13 protein-coding genes are annotated in these 16,037 nt (G+C 61.8%); 5 read left to right on the forward strand and 8 right to left on the reverse strand.

Going from position 1 to position 16,037, the window contains the following annotated elements:
• Window positions 1-291 (forward strand): hypothetical protein (locus O148_RS17930; RefSeq protein ID WP_035746266.1); only part of this gene is annotated, 291 nt, incomplete at its 5' end.
• A gap of 177 nt (window positions 292-468) precedes the next feature.
• On the opposite strand, the gene rpsA is transcribed toward O148_RS17930, so the two are convergent.
• The 8 genes from rpsA to polA form a co-directional block, all read right to left on the reverse strand.
• Complete coding sequence (gene rpsA, locus O148_RS0113600) at window positions 469-1,944, reverse strand: 30S ribosomal protein S1 (protein ID WP_026531359.1); 1,476 nt, start codon at window positions 1,942-1,944, stop codon at window positions 469-471.
• Window positions 1,945-2,125: 181 nt separating this feature from the next.
• Entirely contained in the window at window positions 2,126-3,778 is a 1,653-nt protein-coding gene (locus O148_RS0113605) for an ATP-binding cassette domain-containing protein (RefSeq protein WP_026531360.1), read from the reverse strand.
• Window positions 3,775-5,481, reverse strand: coding sequence for an ATP-binding cassette domain-containing protein (locus O148_RS0113610; RefSeq protein ID WP_026531361.1), 1,707 nt, complete (start codon window positions 5,479-5,481; stop codon window positions 3,775-3,777). Before O148_RS0113610 ends, O148_RS0113605 begins: the two co-directional genes overlap by 4 nt.
• A complete protein-coding gene (locus O148_RS0113615) occupies window positions 5,471-5,731 on the reverse strand; it encodes a hypothetical protein (RefSeq protein ID WP_026531362.1) in 261 nt (86 codons plus the stop codon). Before O148_RS0113615 ends, O148_RS0113610 begins: the two co-directional genes overlap by 11 nt.
• A complete protein-coding gene (locus tag O148_RS0113620) occupies window positions 5,728-6,792 on the reverse strand; it encodes a cytochrome d ubiquinol oxidase subunit II (RefSeq protein ID WP_026531363.1) in 1,065 nt (354 codons plus the stop codon). Before O148_RS0113620 ends, O148_RS0113615 begins: the two co-directional genes overlap by 4 nt.
• Complete coding sequence (locus O148_RS0113625; protein ID WP_026531364.1) at window positions 6,789-8,156, reverse strand: cytochrome ubiquinol oxidase subunit I; 1,368 nt, start codon at window positions 8,154-8,156, stop codon at window positions 6,789-6,791. Before O148_RS0113625 ends, O148_RS0113620 begins: the two co-directional genes overlap by 4 nt.
• Window positions 8,157-8,277: 121 nt before the next feature.
• Window positions 8,278-9,630 carry a GNAT family N-acetyltransferase gene (locus O148_RS16745; RefSeq protein WP_051620236.1) on the reverse strand — a complete coding sequence of 451 codons (1,353 nt, stop codon included), beginning with the start codon at window positions 9,628-9,630 and terminating at the stop codon, window positions 8,278-8,280.
• A 102-nt stretch (window positions 9,631-9,732) separates the two neighbouring features.
• Window positions 9,733-12,405 carry a DNA polymerase I gene (gene polA / locus O148_RS16750; protein WP_075204384.1) on the reverse strand — a complete coding sequence of 891 codons (2,673 nt, stop codon included), beginning with the start codon at window positions 12,403-12,405 and terminating at the stop codon, window positions 9,733-9,735.
• A gap of 42 nt (window positions 12,406-12,447) precedes the next feature.
• Here polA and O148_RS0113640 point away from each other — a divergent pair, with 42 nt between their 5' ends.
• From O148_RS0113640 to O148_RS16755, 4 genes are all read left to right on the forward strand, one after another.
• The gene (locus O148_RS0113640; protein WP_026531365.1) at window positions 12,448-12,912 is read left to right on the forward strand and encodes a hotdog fold thioesterase; all 465 of its coding nucleotides are present in this window, start codon (window positions 12,448-12,450) and stop codon (window positions 12,910-12,912) included.
• A gap of 166 nt (window positions 12,913-13,078) precedes the next feature.
• A complete protein-coding gene (locus O148_RS0113645) occupies window positions 13,079-14,017 on the forward strand; it encodes an AEC family transporter (protein ID WP_026531366.1) in 939 nt (312 codons plus the stop codon).
• 154 nt (window positions 14,018-14,171) lie between these two features.
• A complete protein-coding gene (locus O148_RS0113650) occupies window positions 14,172-15,215 on the forward strand; it encodes an LLM class flavin-dependent oxidoreductase (RefSeq protein WP_026531367.1) in 1,044 nt (347 codons plus the stop codon).
• Window positions 15,216-15,893, forward strand: a complete 678-nt coding sequence (locus O148_RS16755) for an NADPH-dependent F420 reductase (RefSeq protein ID WP_035746268.1) — start codon at window positions 15,216-15,218, stop codon at window positions 15,891-15,893. It abuts the gene before it with no gap.
• Window positions 15,894-16,037 lie beyond the last annotated feature (144 nt).

Genomic DNA, 16,037 nt, shown 5'->3' on the forward strand with positions numbered 1-16,037 from the left:
CCCGTCCCAGAGAACACGCAACTCTTCACCCGAACCGCCATACAACGCGGCGGGATCTCGGTGGCAGGGCACGTCTACGTCCTCGGCAAAGCATGGACCGGGCAAACGATCCACGTCATCCATACCCCGAACACCGTCGAACTCTTCACCCGCGAGGGCGAAAGCCTGATACTCAAACCCTGGCCCCCACCCAAATCCGTCAAATACGAAGCCATCGCACGCCAACTCACCCACCCACACACCCGACACCACACACCCCACAAAAACTGTCCACTATGTATTGAGACCTAACTGTCCACTATGTATTGAGACAGTACAGAGCCTCACACGGGTCTATTTATGCGCCAAGGGGATGCGAAACGAGGTTAATAAAGAAAGGCGGGGCGCTCGGTTTCCCGAGGCACCCCGCCTCTGAAATCACACCACGCAAGGTGGCGGATCAAGTCACACCGTCACGCGGCGGACACCTTAGTTGTTGCCGGTCAGCTTCTCGCGAAGTGCGGCAAGAGCCTCATCGGAAGCGAGCGTTCCAGAATCCTGGGCCGGTGCTTCGGAGGAGTAGTTCGCCGGAGCGTCCTCACCGGCCGGAGCGGCATCGGCAGCGGCTGCGTCATCAGCGGCGTGCTGTGCAACTTGCTTCTTGTGCTCTTCCCAGCGAGCCTGAGCGTCAGCGTACTGCTGCTCCCAGGTGGCGCGCTGCTCTTCGAAGCCTTCCAACCACTCGTTGGACTCGGGGTCGAAGCCCTCGGGGTACTTGTAGTTGCCCTCTTCGTCGTACTCGGCGGCCATGCCGTACATAGCGGGGTCGAACTCGGTGCCCTCGGGGTCCACGCCTTCATTCGCCTGCTTGAGCGAGAGCGAAATGCGGCGGCGGTCCAGGTCGATGTCGATGATCTTGACGAAGAGATCGTCACCCACGGAGACAACCTGCTCGGCCAATTCCACGTGGCGAACCGCGAGCTCGGAGATGTGGACCAAGCCCTCGATGCCGTCTTCGACGCGCACAAACGCACCGAACGGAACCAGCTTGGTGACCTTGCCCGGAACAACCTGGCCCAGCGCGTGAGTGCGGGCGAAGGTCTGCCACGGATCTTCCTGAGTGGCCTTCAAGGACAGGGACACGCGCTCGCGGTCCATGACAACCTCGATGACCTCGACGGTGACTTCCTGGCCAACCTCGACAACCTCGGACGGGTGATCGATGTGCTTCCAGGACAGTTCGGAAACGTGAACCAGACCGTCCACGCCGCCCAGGTCCACGAACGCACCGAAGTTGACGATGGAGGAGACAACGCCCTTGCGGACCTGGCCCTTTTCCAGCTGGTTGAGGAAGGTGGAGCGCACCTCGGACTGGGTCTGCTCCAGCCAGGCACGGCGGGAAAGCACCACGTTGTTGCGGTTCTTGTCCAGCTCGATGATCTTCGCTTCGATCTGCTGACCGATGTACGGAGCGAGGTCACGCACGCGGCGCATTTCCACCAGCGAAGCGGGCAGGAAGCCGCGCAGGCCGATGTCCAGAATCAGGCCGCCCTTGACAACCTCAATGACGGTACCGGTAACAACACCGTCTTCTTCCTTGACCTTCTCAATGTCGCCCCAGGCGCGCTCGTACTGTGCGCGCTTCTTGGACAGGATCAGGCGACCCTCTTTGTCTTCCTTGGTCAAAACGAGCGCTTCGACCTCATCGCCGACCGCAACAACCTCGTTGGGGTCAACGTCATGCTTGATGGAGAGTTCGCGCGAAGGGATGACGCCTTCGGTCTTGTATCCGATGTCCAAAAGAACTTCGTCACGATCAACCTTGACAACGGTACCTTCAACGAGGTCTCCGTCGTTGAAGTACTTGATGGTCTGATCGATGGCAGCTTCGAAGTCCTCAGCGGTACCAATGTCGTTGATGGCGACCTGAGGGGTACCGGGCTTCTCGGTGGTAGTGATGGTCATGTAGTAGGGGCTCCGTTGTGGATAGTATGTCGGCCAAGCGCGGCACACGGCACGCGTGTAGCCACAAACCTGGTTGGTTGATTTTGTGTTAAATAGAGAGCGCGCAGAACGCGCCCTTTTAGCTTAGTGCCTTCGGCCAAGCTTTTCAAAGTCGCCGAATATTACCTGATGTACGACGACGTCACTCACCCATAGCGCGATCGGCGCCTTGGATATTCCCCGGCGAAGCGACGCCGGTTTCCAGGATGGGCCAAGCCGCCTCATGAGTTTCGAACCCGTGCTTTTTCGCTAGTTCTGCCGAGTGCACCGCGATGATGACTGTGACGGTGCTTGGGAGTTCTGCCAGAGCGCGCATCACGAGGTGCACGTTGCCCGCGTCGAGGCCAAAATCGGGTTCGTCCACCAGGAGCGTGGCGTTTGTGGCCGCTTCCGCGTGTAGGATTCCACGCACGATGCGCAGGCGGGTTTGCTCGCCCACCGACAGTTCGCGCGGCGGCGCGTCAATATCGGGTGCAGCACTATCCGGGGCGCGACCTATGACAGTCTCGAGAGTGATTCCGGCTTGCGCGAGTTGCAGTTTCGCCAGAAGCTCTTCGGCCCGCTCGGAAAGCTCTGGGTCTCCCGCCACGAAAAGGTTCTCGGCGATCGAGGCGGAAAAGAGATGGTCTGCGTCCCCGACTAAGAACACTCGTCCGGAGACGTCGCCAAGTAATCCGTTTGCGATACCGCTTGGTTCACCGGGTGCTTCAACGACCTGAGACTCCCCCGCCAGTTGGCGCAAGGCCGTCGTTTTACCGCTCCCAGAGCGGCCCACAATCGCGTGGCGTCGGCCGTGGCGCGCTTCCGCCGTGAACGCGTGAGCAGGCTCGGCGTCAACCCTTGCGCCGCTGGGGACCGTGCTAGGTCCATTGGCGCCGTCCCGCAATTCGGCCAGCCGGCGCGATGCCCCGTGAGTGGAAGCGCCAACCGACATGGTAGCGATAAGCGCTACAGACTGTTCGTTTAATCCCACCAGTAGCAACGCCACCATTGCCACGAGCGCGGGCCCGAGCCCCATGACACTGGACACAAGAACCCCCGCCACCACGGTAACGGCGCCAAGCAAGCGAATCACGAGCGCGCAACGATCCGCGAGTACCTCTAGTTCGGCCTCCGCGGCAGCAACGTTGCCGAGTGCGCGGATGTATCGCTGGCGCAACACGCCGGATACTCCAAGCGCCTGAAACTCTTCTCGCGCGGCGCTCGTCTCCGAGAGGGCGGCAAACGCGAGCACAGTGCACTCGTCAAGCCGAGATTGTCCCTTGCTCAACCGTGTCTGGCCAAGGGTAAGAACACCGATCGTCGCGGCACCGAGGAGCGCAATAGTGAGAGCGAGCACCGGAGTGAGGAACAGCGCCGTCACACAAACCCCGAGTACGGCCACGATAAAGGACCAACGCGGCGACGTGAGCTTTTGCCACCGCTCGGCCCGCGATTCGACGTCCGTCATCGTCGCGTGAAGCGCCCCAGAGGCTGAGACACCGTAGCGCGCATACCGGGGCGAAGAATTCACCAATGAAGCAAGAACGCGCATCCGGTCGGTACCGATTCGGTACAAGGAGTATTTGTGCAGGTAGTAGCTCGAAAGGTACCCGGCACCGATGCGGCTCACCGCGAATGCGCGCACGCCCGCGGACGGTGTGACATAAGAGAATCCGGCAAAGACGCCGGCCCCGGCTAAAGCGCAGGCCACAATGAACCATCCGGAAAGGCCGAGGAGACCCACCCCGGCGACGACCGTCAGCACCGAAAATGCTAAACCTAGAAACGCCCAGCGACGCAACGCCGCACTCATACACGCACTCCGTGAACCGCACCGCGCTCCAGGTGAAGGTGTGCGTCGGCGAATTCGACCGCCGCTTCGACGTGGGTTGCGAGCACCACGGTGGCCCCGCGGCTCGCCTCCAGAATGGCTTGGAACACTTGGGCCGCGTTGCCGGCATCCAGATGGGCGGTGGGTTCGTCAAGAAACCACAGCCCGCTACGGGCAAGCGTCATTCGGGCGACTGCAAGGCGCTGCCTCTCCCCCGCCGACAAACGATCGAGCCCGGAAAAGTCAACACCACCCGGGAGGATGTGCGGATTCCAGAGGCCCACAGCGTCCAAGGCATGCTTCATCTCTTCCTCGCTCGCATCCGGGTTCCCAAGACGCAGGTTTTCTGCGACGCTTCCGCTGAGCACCACTGTCGAGTTCCCCAACCAGACGGCGCTGCCTAGTTGAGGCGCCATTTCCTCGCCGCCGGTGGAATCCGTGTGCCAGCGGACGCGGTCGGAGGGGATAAACCCGGCAAGGTGCTTGAGCAAGGTCGTCTTGCCGGAACCAGAAGCACCCGTCACGACGGTCAGAGTGCCCGGCTCGATCGATACGTGATCGAATGCGATTGCCGTCCCTTCCACCCTCAGTTCGTGAACCTCAATACCGACCGGAGCCATTGTGCGCGCGCGGCGGTCCCAAACTGGCGACTGAACTGGGCCACCCGGACCACGGTTCGCGGCGCCGGGCCAACCGAGCAGCTGAGCGGAAGAGTCGGCCCGATCGCGATCATGGAACGCTGCGGCAATGGCCCGCAACGGTTGGAAAAACATCGGTGCCAAGAGCAGCACAAAAAGCCCAGGACCAAGTTCGGGCGGCGGCAGGATCGGAAAGGGCAAATAGCCGAGCAGCGCAAACCCCACAAAACTGGCGACAACCGCCAACGCAAACGTTCCCAGCGCGTCCAGGATGACCCCGGAGAGAATCGCCTTACTCACCACCTTGTGCGTGGCGGATGCGAGCGCCGCCGAATCCGCGTCGATTCGGGCGACCATACGCCCGGCTCGCCGATACCGCGCAAGGGTGGCAACGCCGTCGTACACATCCTGGATTCGAGCCGAAAGGGTGCGATGCGCGCCCAACTGCGCCGCGCTCTGATGCGCAGCCATGAGCCCCACGACCTTCAAATTGAGCGGCATGATGGCCGCTGTCAGAGCCAAGATCAGGGCCGCCGGCCAATACGCGAGCGCGGCGATCGCCACGATGACGAGCATATCCGCCCCGGCGGTGTAACGAGCCGAAAAAGCCCCCGAGAGATAGTCCGCGACGTTGCCGATCGAGGCGGTCGCGACGTTCGGAGGCAGGGGCTCGCGGTGGTTCGGGCGAGCCGGGATCTCGGTGTGCGCCACACGGTGGGCGAGTTCGATGCGGATGGCTCGCCGATGCCGTTCGCGTGCTCGCGACTCCCCCCAGGAAGCAAGCTGCGCAATCAGGGCAGCAAGGGCGAACACCGTCATCGAGGAGATGCTCGGGGCAGCAAATTGACCCTGGAGCGTGTCCGTGAACAATTCCTGAACCACCCATGCGAGGCCGGCCCACATTGCCAGTCGAGCGGCGAGGGCCGCGAAATGCCAAACAAAAGTCGAAGAAAGACCCGAGCCGGCACTGGAGAGTTCGCGGAGCCAGGTCACCCCGGTCGCAGTGTCAACCTTCGCAGTGTCAACCTTTTCAGTGTCACTCCGCATGCGGCGGATCCGGGTCGCGTCGGGTCCACACGAAGAGCGAAATGAGCACCATGATCGCGATGGCCAGCCAGGTCACCTGCGGCGGCACGGTTTTGTCCCAGACCCCCACCGAGGTCACATACAGGAACGCCCCAAGTATGCACCAGGCTGCGCCGACCAGAATGCGCAGTACGAGCGGCGTGCGGCGCGGGGCCGTGTGTTGCGAACGTGCCCGGGCACGCGTGACAGGGGTGGCTGGAGTCTCGCTCATTGGCCGTTTCCTTCCGAGGTGCGCAGCGCGGCGGCCGAGGCCGAGACGCCCGGTGGACGCTCATCGAGGTCGGCGCTACGGTATTTGCCGCGAAAGACGCGGTGCGAATACCAGTTATAGAAAAGGACCAACGGGATATTGAGTCCGATTCCGATCATGATGAAGGTAAATGTGCCTTCTGGCGACTGCGCGTCGGCAATCGTCATATTGGGCAAGAGCGCGGGGTAGCGCCCCACCACGTACGCCAGCGCCGCGGCAACGATTGCGATGCACAGCGCGATCATCGCGGACCAGTCCTGGCGATCCGGATCCGGGTCGTGCCGCGGCGCCTTGTCTATGGCCCAGATGGCATACATCCAGGCCAGGGCCGCAATGGCGATCAAGACGACGGGCGCAATGAGCGCGGAACCGGTACCGGCGATCGCCCCAGGCGTACCCTGCACATTGAGCACCCACAGCACCGCGACGACAAAGCTGACGGTGAGCACCGGCCGGCCCCAGCGCACCGCCGATGCCCGGAGGTCGCCGGCGGATTTGAGGCGCAGGTATGCGGTGCCCAGGCTGACATACACCAAGACGAGTCCCACCGCGCTGATAAAAGTGAACATGCCGAAGACGTCGGTGGCTCCGCCGGAGAAGGCGCCGTCCGTCATGGTGACAGTCTGGGTCAGTGCACCCAGCGCCACTCCTTGGGACACCGCGGCCAGCAGCGAACCCGCCCCGAAAAGACGCAGCCAGACGGTGGGTGTGTGCGCGGAACGAGACACCATTTCCAGTGACACACCACGCAATATCAGCCCGAAGAGCATAAATGCGAGCGGCAAGTATGCAAACGGCAGGAACACCCCAAAGAAGCCTGGAAGGCTTGCCCACGTTCCGACCGCGAGGAGCACCAGCCAGGACTCGTTGCCGTCCCAGACCGTGGCAATCATTTCCAGCATGTCGCGCGATCGCTTCTTGCTCCGGGTGAAGAGGCTGATGATGCCAACGCCGAGGTCATAGCCGTCCAGCAGGACGTACATCAGCAGGCACAAAATAAGGATGGCGATGACGGCGATCATGCGGTCACCTCCGCGCTCTCGCCCTTGACGGGCACTTGCGTTTCCGAGTTGTCGCCGGGCCCCGAATCGGGCCCGGCTCTCACGGTGCGCACCACGTACACAATGAACGCGGTCAGCAAACTCGCGTACAAGGTGATGAACCCGATGGCGCTCACAATCACTTGCCAGGGCGCCAACTCGGATACCGCGTCCTCGGTGCGCAACAGTCCGAACACCACCCACGGCTGGCGCCCGGTTTCGGCCAACACCCATCCGCCCAGGATCGCGATGACCCCTAGCGGCAGCGTGTAGAGGGCGAAGGTGTGGAACCATCGCGCGGCCCAGAGTTTTCGCCTGGCCTTGAGCACGGTGCCGGTCATTGCCAGCGCGAAAATGAACATCGAGCCAAAGAACATGACGCGGAAGCCCCAAAACGCGAGGGCCATATCGGGGCGCTCGTCCTTGGGCGTGTTGAGCAGCCCGGGGATGGGTGTGTTACCGGTTGGGTCCTTCTGAATGAGGCTACCCAAGTACGGGATCTCGATTTGCACCAGGTTGCGCTCGGCTTCCTGATCCGGGATGACAAAGAAGTTGTACCCGGTGTTGGTGGAGTCCCAGTTCCCTTCCAGCGCCTCGAATTTGCTGGATTGCTTCGCGGCCATGACGCCGCCGATCGAGTCCCCGATATATAGCTGAATAGGAATAAGCACCGCAACCGTGCCGAGCGCCACGACGAAGCACTTCTTCGCGAATGCCACATTCAGGCGCTTGCGCAGATAGTACGCGCTCACCCCGGCAATAAAAAGCGAGGCGGCGATCAGCACAGCAAGCAACATATGCGGGAATCGCCATACAAATGACGGGTTGAAAATCACGGCGGCCCAGTCCACTGGCACAAACCGGTTGCCGTCCATCGCATATCCCGCTGGCGTCTGCATCCATGAGTTCGCGGCCAGAATCCACATGGTGGAAAGAACGGTGCCGATGGACACCATGACCGTGGACCAAAACATGGTTGAGCGTTTCACGCGGTCCTGCCCGTAGAGCATGATCCCGATGAATCCAGCTTCCACGAAGAACGCGGTCACCACTTCCATGCCGATGATCGGGGCGATGATGGGCCCGGTGTCGGCGGCATAGCGCCCCCAGTTCAACCCAAATTCGAAGGTGATCACGATGCCCGCGACCACACCGATCGCGAAACCGACCGCGAAGATGCGCTTCCAGAATTGAAAGATCGTAAGGTAGATCTGCTTGCCCGTGCGCCAGTACGCTCCGTACATGACGCTGAGAAAAACCGAGAGCCCCACGGTGATCGCGGGAAAAATCATGTGGAACATGACGGTGAGCGCGAACTGCCACCGAGAGACGTCCAACGTAGTCATGCAACCCCCTCATTAACCGGCGGTTCCCCCAAACGGCCCACTGAACCGGTTCATGATTTGTACATTAGACCCACTTGCCCTCGTGAACAAAGAAGCAAAGATCGACTAACTAATTTGTGCTCTAAAAGTGGGTCAGGCAGTAGGGTTCCTGCTCTTGACGGAACCACTCGGCGAACTCTTTTCGCGCGCTCGGGCTGATACTCTCACCGGCGCCCGTGCGCAATTCCATGCCGGCGCTTCGCGCAATCGGGTCGACCCCGCCAAAGAGCAGGACACCCAAGTCCGCCACATGAAGAACGACGGCGTTACTCGCCTCCTCAGCGCGGCTCACCGTGGCCCGGCCTTCAGAGATGCGCACCAGGTATGTGCCCGCGGCGTGGCCGAGCGGGTCCTCGACCGTGATGGCGAATTCGCCGTCCTGTAAGTAGGCCCGAGCTTCTAGAGCGGTCGCGACGTCGAGGATGCGCACCCAGAGCAGGTCTTCGCGTCCGGTGACCTTGTAGGTGCGCGAATCGGAGAGCGCAAAAGGTAGCGGGTCAATGGCGGGAGCCTCGGTGAATGTCACCTTGTCGACCAGATCGATACTGCCCATGTACTGCCAGAGGGCAAGGTAGGCGTCGAGGGTAGTGGCAACCAGGTCACTGACTTTCACGGTGACCGGCCATTCATCCTCGCTCGCCACCTCATAGGCGACGTACCCGCCCGGGCGAGCATCGCCGTCGTAATACACCGCGGCACGCGCCTTCTTATTGCGCTCGCGCGAACTGCTTTCAGTGATGCGCCCGGAGACGGCAAGCGGGTAAAAAATAGAGCGGGTGACGCTGCCATTGGTGCGCGCGTGGAAGGTGTCGAAGAGCTCTTGAGAGAGGTTAAAGAGCGTGTCCGGAGCAACGGAGTAGACCGTTCCGGGTACCTCGCGGGTGAGGGCCAGCGGGCTGCGAGTGTCGAGACTGATGGCGTGGTTGTAGGTCGCTTTGCCGAACCCGAAGCGGCGGTAGATGGTGGCTTCGGATGCGGTGAGTAGAGCCAGGGGTTGGCCGCGGTCGACGGCGCGCTCGAGGTCCAGTTTCATCATGCTGGAGAGGAGGCCGCGGCGGCGGTCCGAGGTGCGTACGGTGACCGAGGTGATGAGATCGGCGTCGACAAGGGTGCCGCCGACGTTGACGGTGCCGTCAAAGGTGCTGAACGTCGCGGCGACCTCGAGTTTGTCGATCTCGGCGGGGCGCTCGGCCGTGGGATAGGCCGCAATAAAGCGGCGGCCGTCCTCGAGCCGATTCTTCAATCGGGCCGCGATCTCCTCGTCGTCGAGGTCTTGAGCGTGAAATCCCTGGCTGGTGGCGCGGATCCAGGCGAGAAACTCGGGGCTGGGCGTGGGGGCGGCGTCGTCTTCTGGCGCCGTCCCCTCGGCAAGCGGATTAATTTCGACAATGCGGTAGTCACCGCGCGGGGTCATCCCCAGTTCCTGATCAACCATACTCTCAACCCTACTTCCCTCGTTTCGCATCCCCGTACCGCACAAATTGCCCCGCATGCGGCTCTTAAATTGCGGTACGGGGATGCGAAACGAGGGGCGAGACTAGTGGGCGGCGGACTCCCAGTTCTTGCCGACGCCGACGGACACATCCAGGGGCACCGCAAGTTCCGCGGCGCCGGCCATTTCTGCGCGGACAAGTTTTTCCACGGCTTCTCGCTCCCCGGGCGCTAGCTCGAGGACGAGTTCGTCATGGACCTGCAAGAGCATCCGAGATTTCAAATCCTGTGCCTTGAGCGCCGCGTCCACGCCAAGCATCGCGCGCTTAATGATGTCCGCGGCGGAACCTTGGATGGGCGCGTTCAGGGCCATGCGCTCGGCCATTTCCCGCAATTGGCGGTTGGTGCTGGTCAGGTCCGGCAGGTAGCGGCGGCGCCCGAAAATGGTCTCGGTGAACCCGTCTTGACGGGCTTGCTCCACCACATTGCGCAGGTAGTCGCGCACGGCGCCGAAGCGTTCAAAGTAATCCTTCATGAGGGTGCGGGCCTCATCCACCGAAATGTTCAGCTGCTTGGAGAGACCGAAGGAACTCAGGCCATACACCAGACCATAGGACATGGCCTTGACCTTGGATCGCATGGCACTGGTGACGTCCTCGGGTTCGACGTTGAAAATGTGCGAACCCACATAACGGTGCAAGTCCTCGCCCTCATTGAACGCGGCGATCAACCCCTCGTCCCCGGACAGGTGCGCCATGATGCGCATTTCGATCTGGGAGTAGTCGGCGGTGAGCAAATCCTCGTAGCCCTCGCCGACCACGAAAACCCCGCGGATCCGGCGCCCCGCCTCGGTGCGGATCGGAATGTTTTGCAGGTTCGGGTTAATCGAGGACAGGCGACCGGTCGCGGCCACGGTCTGCTGGTAGGTGGTGTGGATGCGCCCGTCGGAGGCGACAGACTTCTGCAATCCCTCCACGGTTTGCTTGAGCTTGGTGGCATCCCGATACGCCAAGAGCTGCACTAAGAACGGGTGCTGCGTCTTGGTGATGAGATCGGTGAGCGCTTCCACATCAGTGGAGTAGCCAGTCTTGATTTTCTTGGTGCGCGGCAGTCCAAGCTCCTCAAAGAGCACCTCTTGGAGTTGCTTGGGCGAACCCAGGTTGACCTCGTGACCAATCGAGGCGAACGCCTCGGCCTTGGCCGCATCCATGTCCCGCGTGTAGTCCCCCAGCAGTCCCTCAAGTTTGTCCCCATCCACCGCAATGCCATCCAGTTCCATGCGGGCCAGCACCATGGAGAGCGGCAATTCGAGATCCTGCATGAGGGTGGCCGCGCCGCGTTCCACCAGTATCGGCACAAAGAAGGTGCTCAGTTCGCGAATCGCGACTGCTCGCATGACGGCGTTCTCCCGCGCCGCCGCACCGGCGTCGGCGCCCACGTTCACATCGAGCGCGGTTTGCCCGTTGCTGGACGATTCCACCGACTCGAGAGTCGTCTTCAAGTGCAAGGTCACCAAGTCTGCCAGCTCATAGTTTCGCCGGTCCGGCTGGATCAAATACGCGGACAACTGCGTATCATCGACAACCCCGTCCAACTCCAGCCCACGCCCGGCCAAGAGTTTGAGCCCGTCCTTCGCGTCGTGCAAAATTTTCGGCGCACCCCCATCGGCCAGCCAGGCGGCAATAACCGCTTCGGTCTCGGGATCCAGTTCGGCGAGATCCAGATACCCGGCGCCCTCGTCGCCAACGAGCGCCAGCGCTGCCGCCTCGCGGCCTTCCGCTGTGGACTCGGTCACCACGTGGATGGCCACCGGGTTCCCTCGAGAACCCGAGATAAACGCCTTGGCGAGCTCCGCCGTCGTTATTAATGAAACCTCTGGCAATTCCAAGGAGGATGCGGGGGCGGGCCCGGAATCTTCCTCGCCGAACAGGTCGAAGACGCGTTTGCGCAGCGTGTTGAATTGGAGCGCGTCGAAGAGGTCCTCAACCGCGGTCCGATCCGGGTTCTGCAACTCCATGTCCTTGATTTCGACCGGCAAGTCCAGGTCCGAAACCAGCTGATTGAGCTCCCGGTTCCGGCGCACCTGGTCGATGTGCTCGCGCAGCGATTCACCGACCTTGCCCTTGATCTCCTCCGCGTGCTCCAACACCCCGTCCAACGAGCCGTAAAGGCCAAGCCACTTCGCGGCGGTCTTCGGACCCACCCCGGGAACACCCGGCAGATTGTCCGCGCTCTCCCCCACCAGCGCGGCCAGGTCCGAGTAGCGATCCGGGGCCACCAGGTACTTCTCCTCAACCGCCTGCGCGTTCATCGGCGGAATCTCGGAGACGCCCTTCTTCGGGTAGAGCACGGTAACGCGGTCATTGATGAGTTGGAAGGCGTCGCGGTCGCCGCTGACCAGCATGACGTCCCAGTCGGCCTCGGCGCCCTCGCGAGCCAGAGTCGCGAGGATGTCATCGGCCTCGTAGCCCTCGACCGTGATAGTCGGGATGCGCATGGCCTCCATGACCTTGGCGATCAGGTCGATCTGGCCGTGAAATTCTTCCGGCGTCTTCGCGCGGCCGCCCTTGTATTCGTCGTATTGTTGGGAGCGGAATGTCGGGGTATCCAGGTCAAAGGCGACCGCCACGTGCGTTGGCTCGTGTTGCTTGATCATGGTCAGCAGCATCGAGGTGAAGCCGTGCACCGCGTTGGTGTGTTGCCCCGAATCGGTGACAAAGCTGTCCACCGGCAACGCGTAAAACGCGCGGAACGCCATCGAGTGCCCGTCAAGAACCATCAGTTTTTTGTTTGATCCGCTCACACCTGAAAGCCTAATGACATGAGTGACAATTTCCCAGAAACAGCGAATCCCCACGCCGCGGTGCTGCGCAAACATGGGGTGCCGGATGAGTTTCATCCCATGCTCGCCGCGCACGGGCTCGGCACGCTGGGGGTGAAAATGGGGATTGTTTTTCAGGAGTTGTCGGCCGAGCGGATGGTCGCGACGATGCCGGTGGAGGGCAACACCCAGCCGGCCGGGCTGCTGCACGGCGGCGCGCATCTGGTGCTCGCCGAGACGTTGGGCTCCTTTGCCTCGGCGATTCATGCGGGGCCTGGCCGGCTGGCCGTGGGGATCGATATTAACGGCACGCATCACCGCTCCATTACCGCGGGTACCGTGACCGGGACGGCGACGGCGATCACGCTTGGGCGGACTTTGGCGTGCCATGAGGTGGTCATGACCGATGACGACGGGCGGCGCCTCTGCACGGCGCGCATCACGAATTTGATTCGGGATTTATAGGGTTCGCGGCTGCGTCTTGCCGGCGGGGCTCGGCGGCGAGCGGCAAAAATGCACGACGGCGATGCTCGCCTCATGCGCGCGGGTTCGGTTGGTCCTGGGTGGTCCTAGGGCTGACAGGGCGTGGTGGTGTTTGCTGCGTCGGTGAGGGGAACGGAAGGGAGGTGCGGTGCTTCAAGTCTTAGCGGGATTCTCGGTGGTCTGGGTGATCATTGGGATCGGTTTTGTGGTGGGGCGCATGCGCCTCTTGGGGGACAACGCGGCGACCGTACTGTCCCGGATGGCGTTTTTTGTGGCGAATCCGGCGTTGTTGTTTGTCACGATTTCGCAGGCGAATGTGCGCGAAGTGTTTGGTGCGCCGCTTTTGGTGGCGGCCGTTTCTGCCTTTGTGACGGCGGGAGTGTATGCCGCGGTCTCAGCCCTCTGGTTGCGGCGCTCGGCGGCGGAGACGGTGGTGTCCTCGATGTCGGCGTCGCTCGTGAACGCGGCGAATCTGGGGTTGCCGATAGCCTCCTACGTTTTGGGCAATGCCGCATTGGTGGCGCCTGTCATGATCTTCCAGTTGGCGTTTTTCACGCCGCTGGGGATTCTGCTGATTGATATGTTCTCTGGACGCGGCGCCGGTTCCTTCTGGCGGGTGCTGGCGCAGGTGCCGCTGAATATTGTGAAGAATCCGATGATCATCGGCGCCGTCGCCGGATTGGTGGTCGCCGCGACCGGGCTCACAGTGCCCGATCTTGTCATGGACCCAATCGCGCTCTTGGGAGGGGCGTCGATTCCCTCGGTGTTGCTCGCGTTTGGGCTCTCGCTAGTGGGGTCGAAGCCCTTGCAACGCGTCGGGGAGCGGCGCAAAGATGTTGTGCTGGCGACAATCGCGAAATTGGTGCTGCAACCGCTGGTCGCATTTGCGGTGGCGTACTTCGCGTTGGGGCTCACCGGACCGTTGCTGTTCGCGGTAGTGGTGACGGCGGCGCTGCCGACGGCGCAGAACGTTTTTGTGGTGGCAATGCGGTACAACGTGGGGACCGTTGCCGCCAAGGACACGGTGCTCGTGACGACGATTGTTGCGATACCGGCACTCATTGTGGTGGCCGCGCTCCTCGCCTAACCCCCCTCGTCTATGTAGCGCGACACGCCGAGGAAACGCGCGTTTCCTCGGCGTGTCGCGCTACATAGACGGGCAGGGCAAGCGGAATAAGATGCTTAAGCATTGAGTTAGCTCGGTACAGTTGAAAACAACATCGACATGGAGGAGCGTCTAGATGGAACTCGGCGTTTACAGTTTCGGCAATACCCCGATCAACGAGGATGGGACCTGGGGGTCCACGGCACAGGCGCAGCGAAACCTGGTCGAAGCGATCGAACTCGCCGACAAGGTGGGCCTGGACTTCTTTGGCATTGGCGAACACCACACCGAGGAAATGCCGGCGTCCGCTGCCGCCACGGTCCTCGCCGCGGCGTCCCGCACCACGAAGAACATCACCCTGGGCAGCTCGGTCACCGTCATCTCTACTGACGACCCGGTTCGCGTCTACCAACAGTTCGCAACCCTCGATGCGCTTTCCGACGGACGCGCGGAGATCGTCGCCGGGCGCGGCTCCTCCATCGAGTCTTTTCCGCTCTTTGGGTATGACCTTCAAGATTATGACCAGCTCTTTGCCGAAAAGCTCGATCTGTTGCTCAAAATCAACGACACGCCCAACCCGGTTTCCTGGGAAGGGACGGTGCGCCCGGCACTGGAAGAGCAGGTCATTGTGCCGCGACCGGATAGCGGGAAGCTGCCCATTTGGATTGGCACCGGCGGCAATCCGTACTCCACCTTGCGTGCCGCCCAACTCAAACACCCGATTTTTTACGCCATCATTGGCGGCAACCCGGCCCGATTCGGCGAACTCGCGAAACTCTACCGTCAGGCGGCCGAAGCCTCCGGAGCCACTCCTGAGGACATGCGCATCGGAATTTCGAATCCCGGTTTCGTGTGGGACGAAGGCGACGAGGCTCGCGATCTGTGGTGGCCAACCTGGCAAACCACCATGGGCTTACTCGGACAGCGCCGCGGCTTCCCGCCGCCCAGCCGCGCCAACTACGATTACGACACCTCGGACGAGGGTGCCCTTTTCGTCGGTAGCCCCGAGGAAGTTGCCGACCGTATTGTGGCGTTGCATAAGGTGATGGGACAAGAGAAGCACATTTTGCAGATGGACTTTACCGGATTGACCCAGGAACAGTTCCTGCACTCCATCGAATTGATGGGCACCAAGGTCAAGCCGCTGGTGGAAGAGAAGTTGGCAAAGGAGTCGAAGTAAGTGAGTGAAACGTCGAAGCCGACACTGGGAATCTACGGCGCGGGACGGGTCGGCACCTCGATTGCGCGCTTGGCGTTGAAGGCCGGATACCCCGTGCTCATGGTGGGCTCCCCGCGGCAAAAACAGCTTGAGACCGTCTTGAGTTTCGTTGCCCCGGGTGCCGAACTGGCCGCAAGCCCGGAGGATCTTGCCGAACGGGCGGACATCATCATCATTGCGGTTCCGATGGCGAAGTCGCTGGATCTGCCCTACGGGCTCTTCAGCAACAAGATCGTCATTGACGCCATGAATCACTGGGAGGCAGTCGATGGCTACCTCGAATGCGTGGAGAACGCGCCCGATGGCACCAGCGCGATCACGGCCGCAAGGAACCCGGAGGCCAAGTGGATCAAGACCATGAATCACCTGGGCTATCAAGACATGGAAGCACATTCCGCGCCGCGCGGTTCTGCCGATCGACGCGCTCTGGGCATCGCCGGAGATGATCCGGAGGCCAAGGCACAGGTAGCGACGCTGATCGATGACCTCGGCTTCGACCCGGTGGACGTCGGCACGCTCTCCGAGGGACAGGTACTGCAACCGGGCCACAACATTTTCGGCACGGTGCTCAAGGCCGAGGACCTGCTCGCAATGGCCAACAAGTGCATCGCCGACACCATCCTTCCGGCCAAAGCCTAACCACTCCCCGCGTTTCGCATCCCCGTACCGCGTTTTGAGACCCGTATACGGCTCTGTACTGTCTCAATACATAGTGGACAGTTAGGTCTCAATACATAGTGGACAGTTTTTGTGGGGTGTGTGGTGTCGGGTGTGTGGGTGGGT

It is taken from the genome of Haematomicrobium sanguinis DSM 21259 (assembly GCF_000688395.1).
Classification (GTDB): domain Bacteria; phylum Actinomycetota; class Actinomycetes; order Actinomycetales; family Micrococcaceae; genus Haematomicrobium; species Haematomicrobium sanguinis.

Coding starts and splice junctions, on each gene's coding strand:
- O148_RS0113610 (WP_026531361.1), bottom strand. CDS start 5,481: ATGCGGAGTGACACTGAAAAGGTTGACACTGCGAAGGTTGACACTGCG.
- O148_RS0113615 (WP_026531362.1), bottom strand. CDS start 5,731: ATGAGCGAGACTCCAGCCACCCCTGTCACGCGTGCCCGGGCACGTTCG.
- rpsA (WP_026531359.1), bottom strand. CDS start 1,944: ATGACCATCACTACCACCGAGAAGCCCGGTACCCCTCAGGTCGCCATC.
- polA (WP_075204384.1), bottom strand. CDS start 12,405: ATGGTTCTTGACGGGCACTCGATGGCGTTCCGCGCGTTTTACGCGTTG.
- O148_RS0113605 (WP_026531360.1), bottom strand. CDS start 3,778: ATGAGTGCGGCGTTGCGTCGCTGGGCGTTTCTAGGTTTAGCATTTTCG.
- O148_RS0113625 (WP_026531364.1), bottom strand. CDS start 8,156: ATGACTACGTTGGACGTCTCTCGGTGGCAGTTCGCGCTCACCGTCATG.
- O148_RS0113640 (WP_026531365.1), top strand. CDS start 12,448: ATGAGTGACAATTTCCCAGAAACAGCGAATCCCCACGCCGCGGTGCTG.
- O148_RS0113650 (WP_026531367.1), top strand. CDS start 14,172: ATGGAACTCGGCGTTTACAGTTTCGGCAATACCCCGATCAACGAGGAT.
- O148_RS16745 (WP_051620236.1), bottom strand. CDS start 9,630: ATGGTTGATCAGGAACTGGGGATGACCCCGCGCGGTGACTACCGCATT.
- O148_RS0113620 (WP_026531363.1), bottom strand. CDS start 6,792: ATGATCGCCGTCATCGCCATCCTTATTTTGTGCCTGCTGATGTACGTC.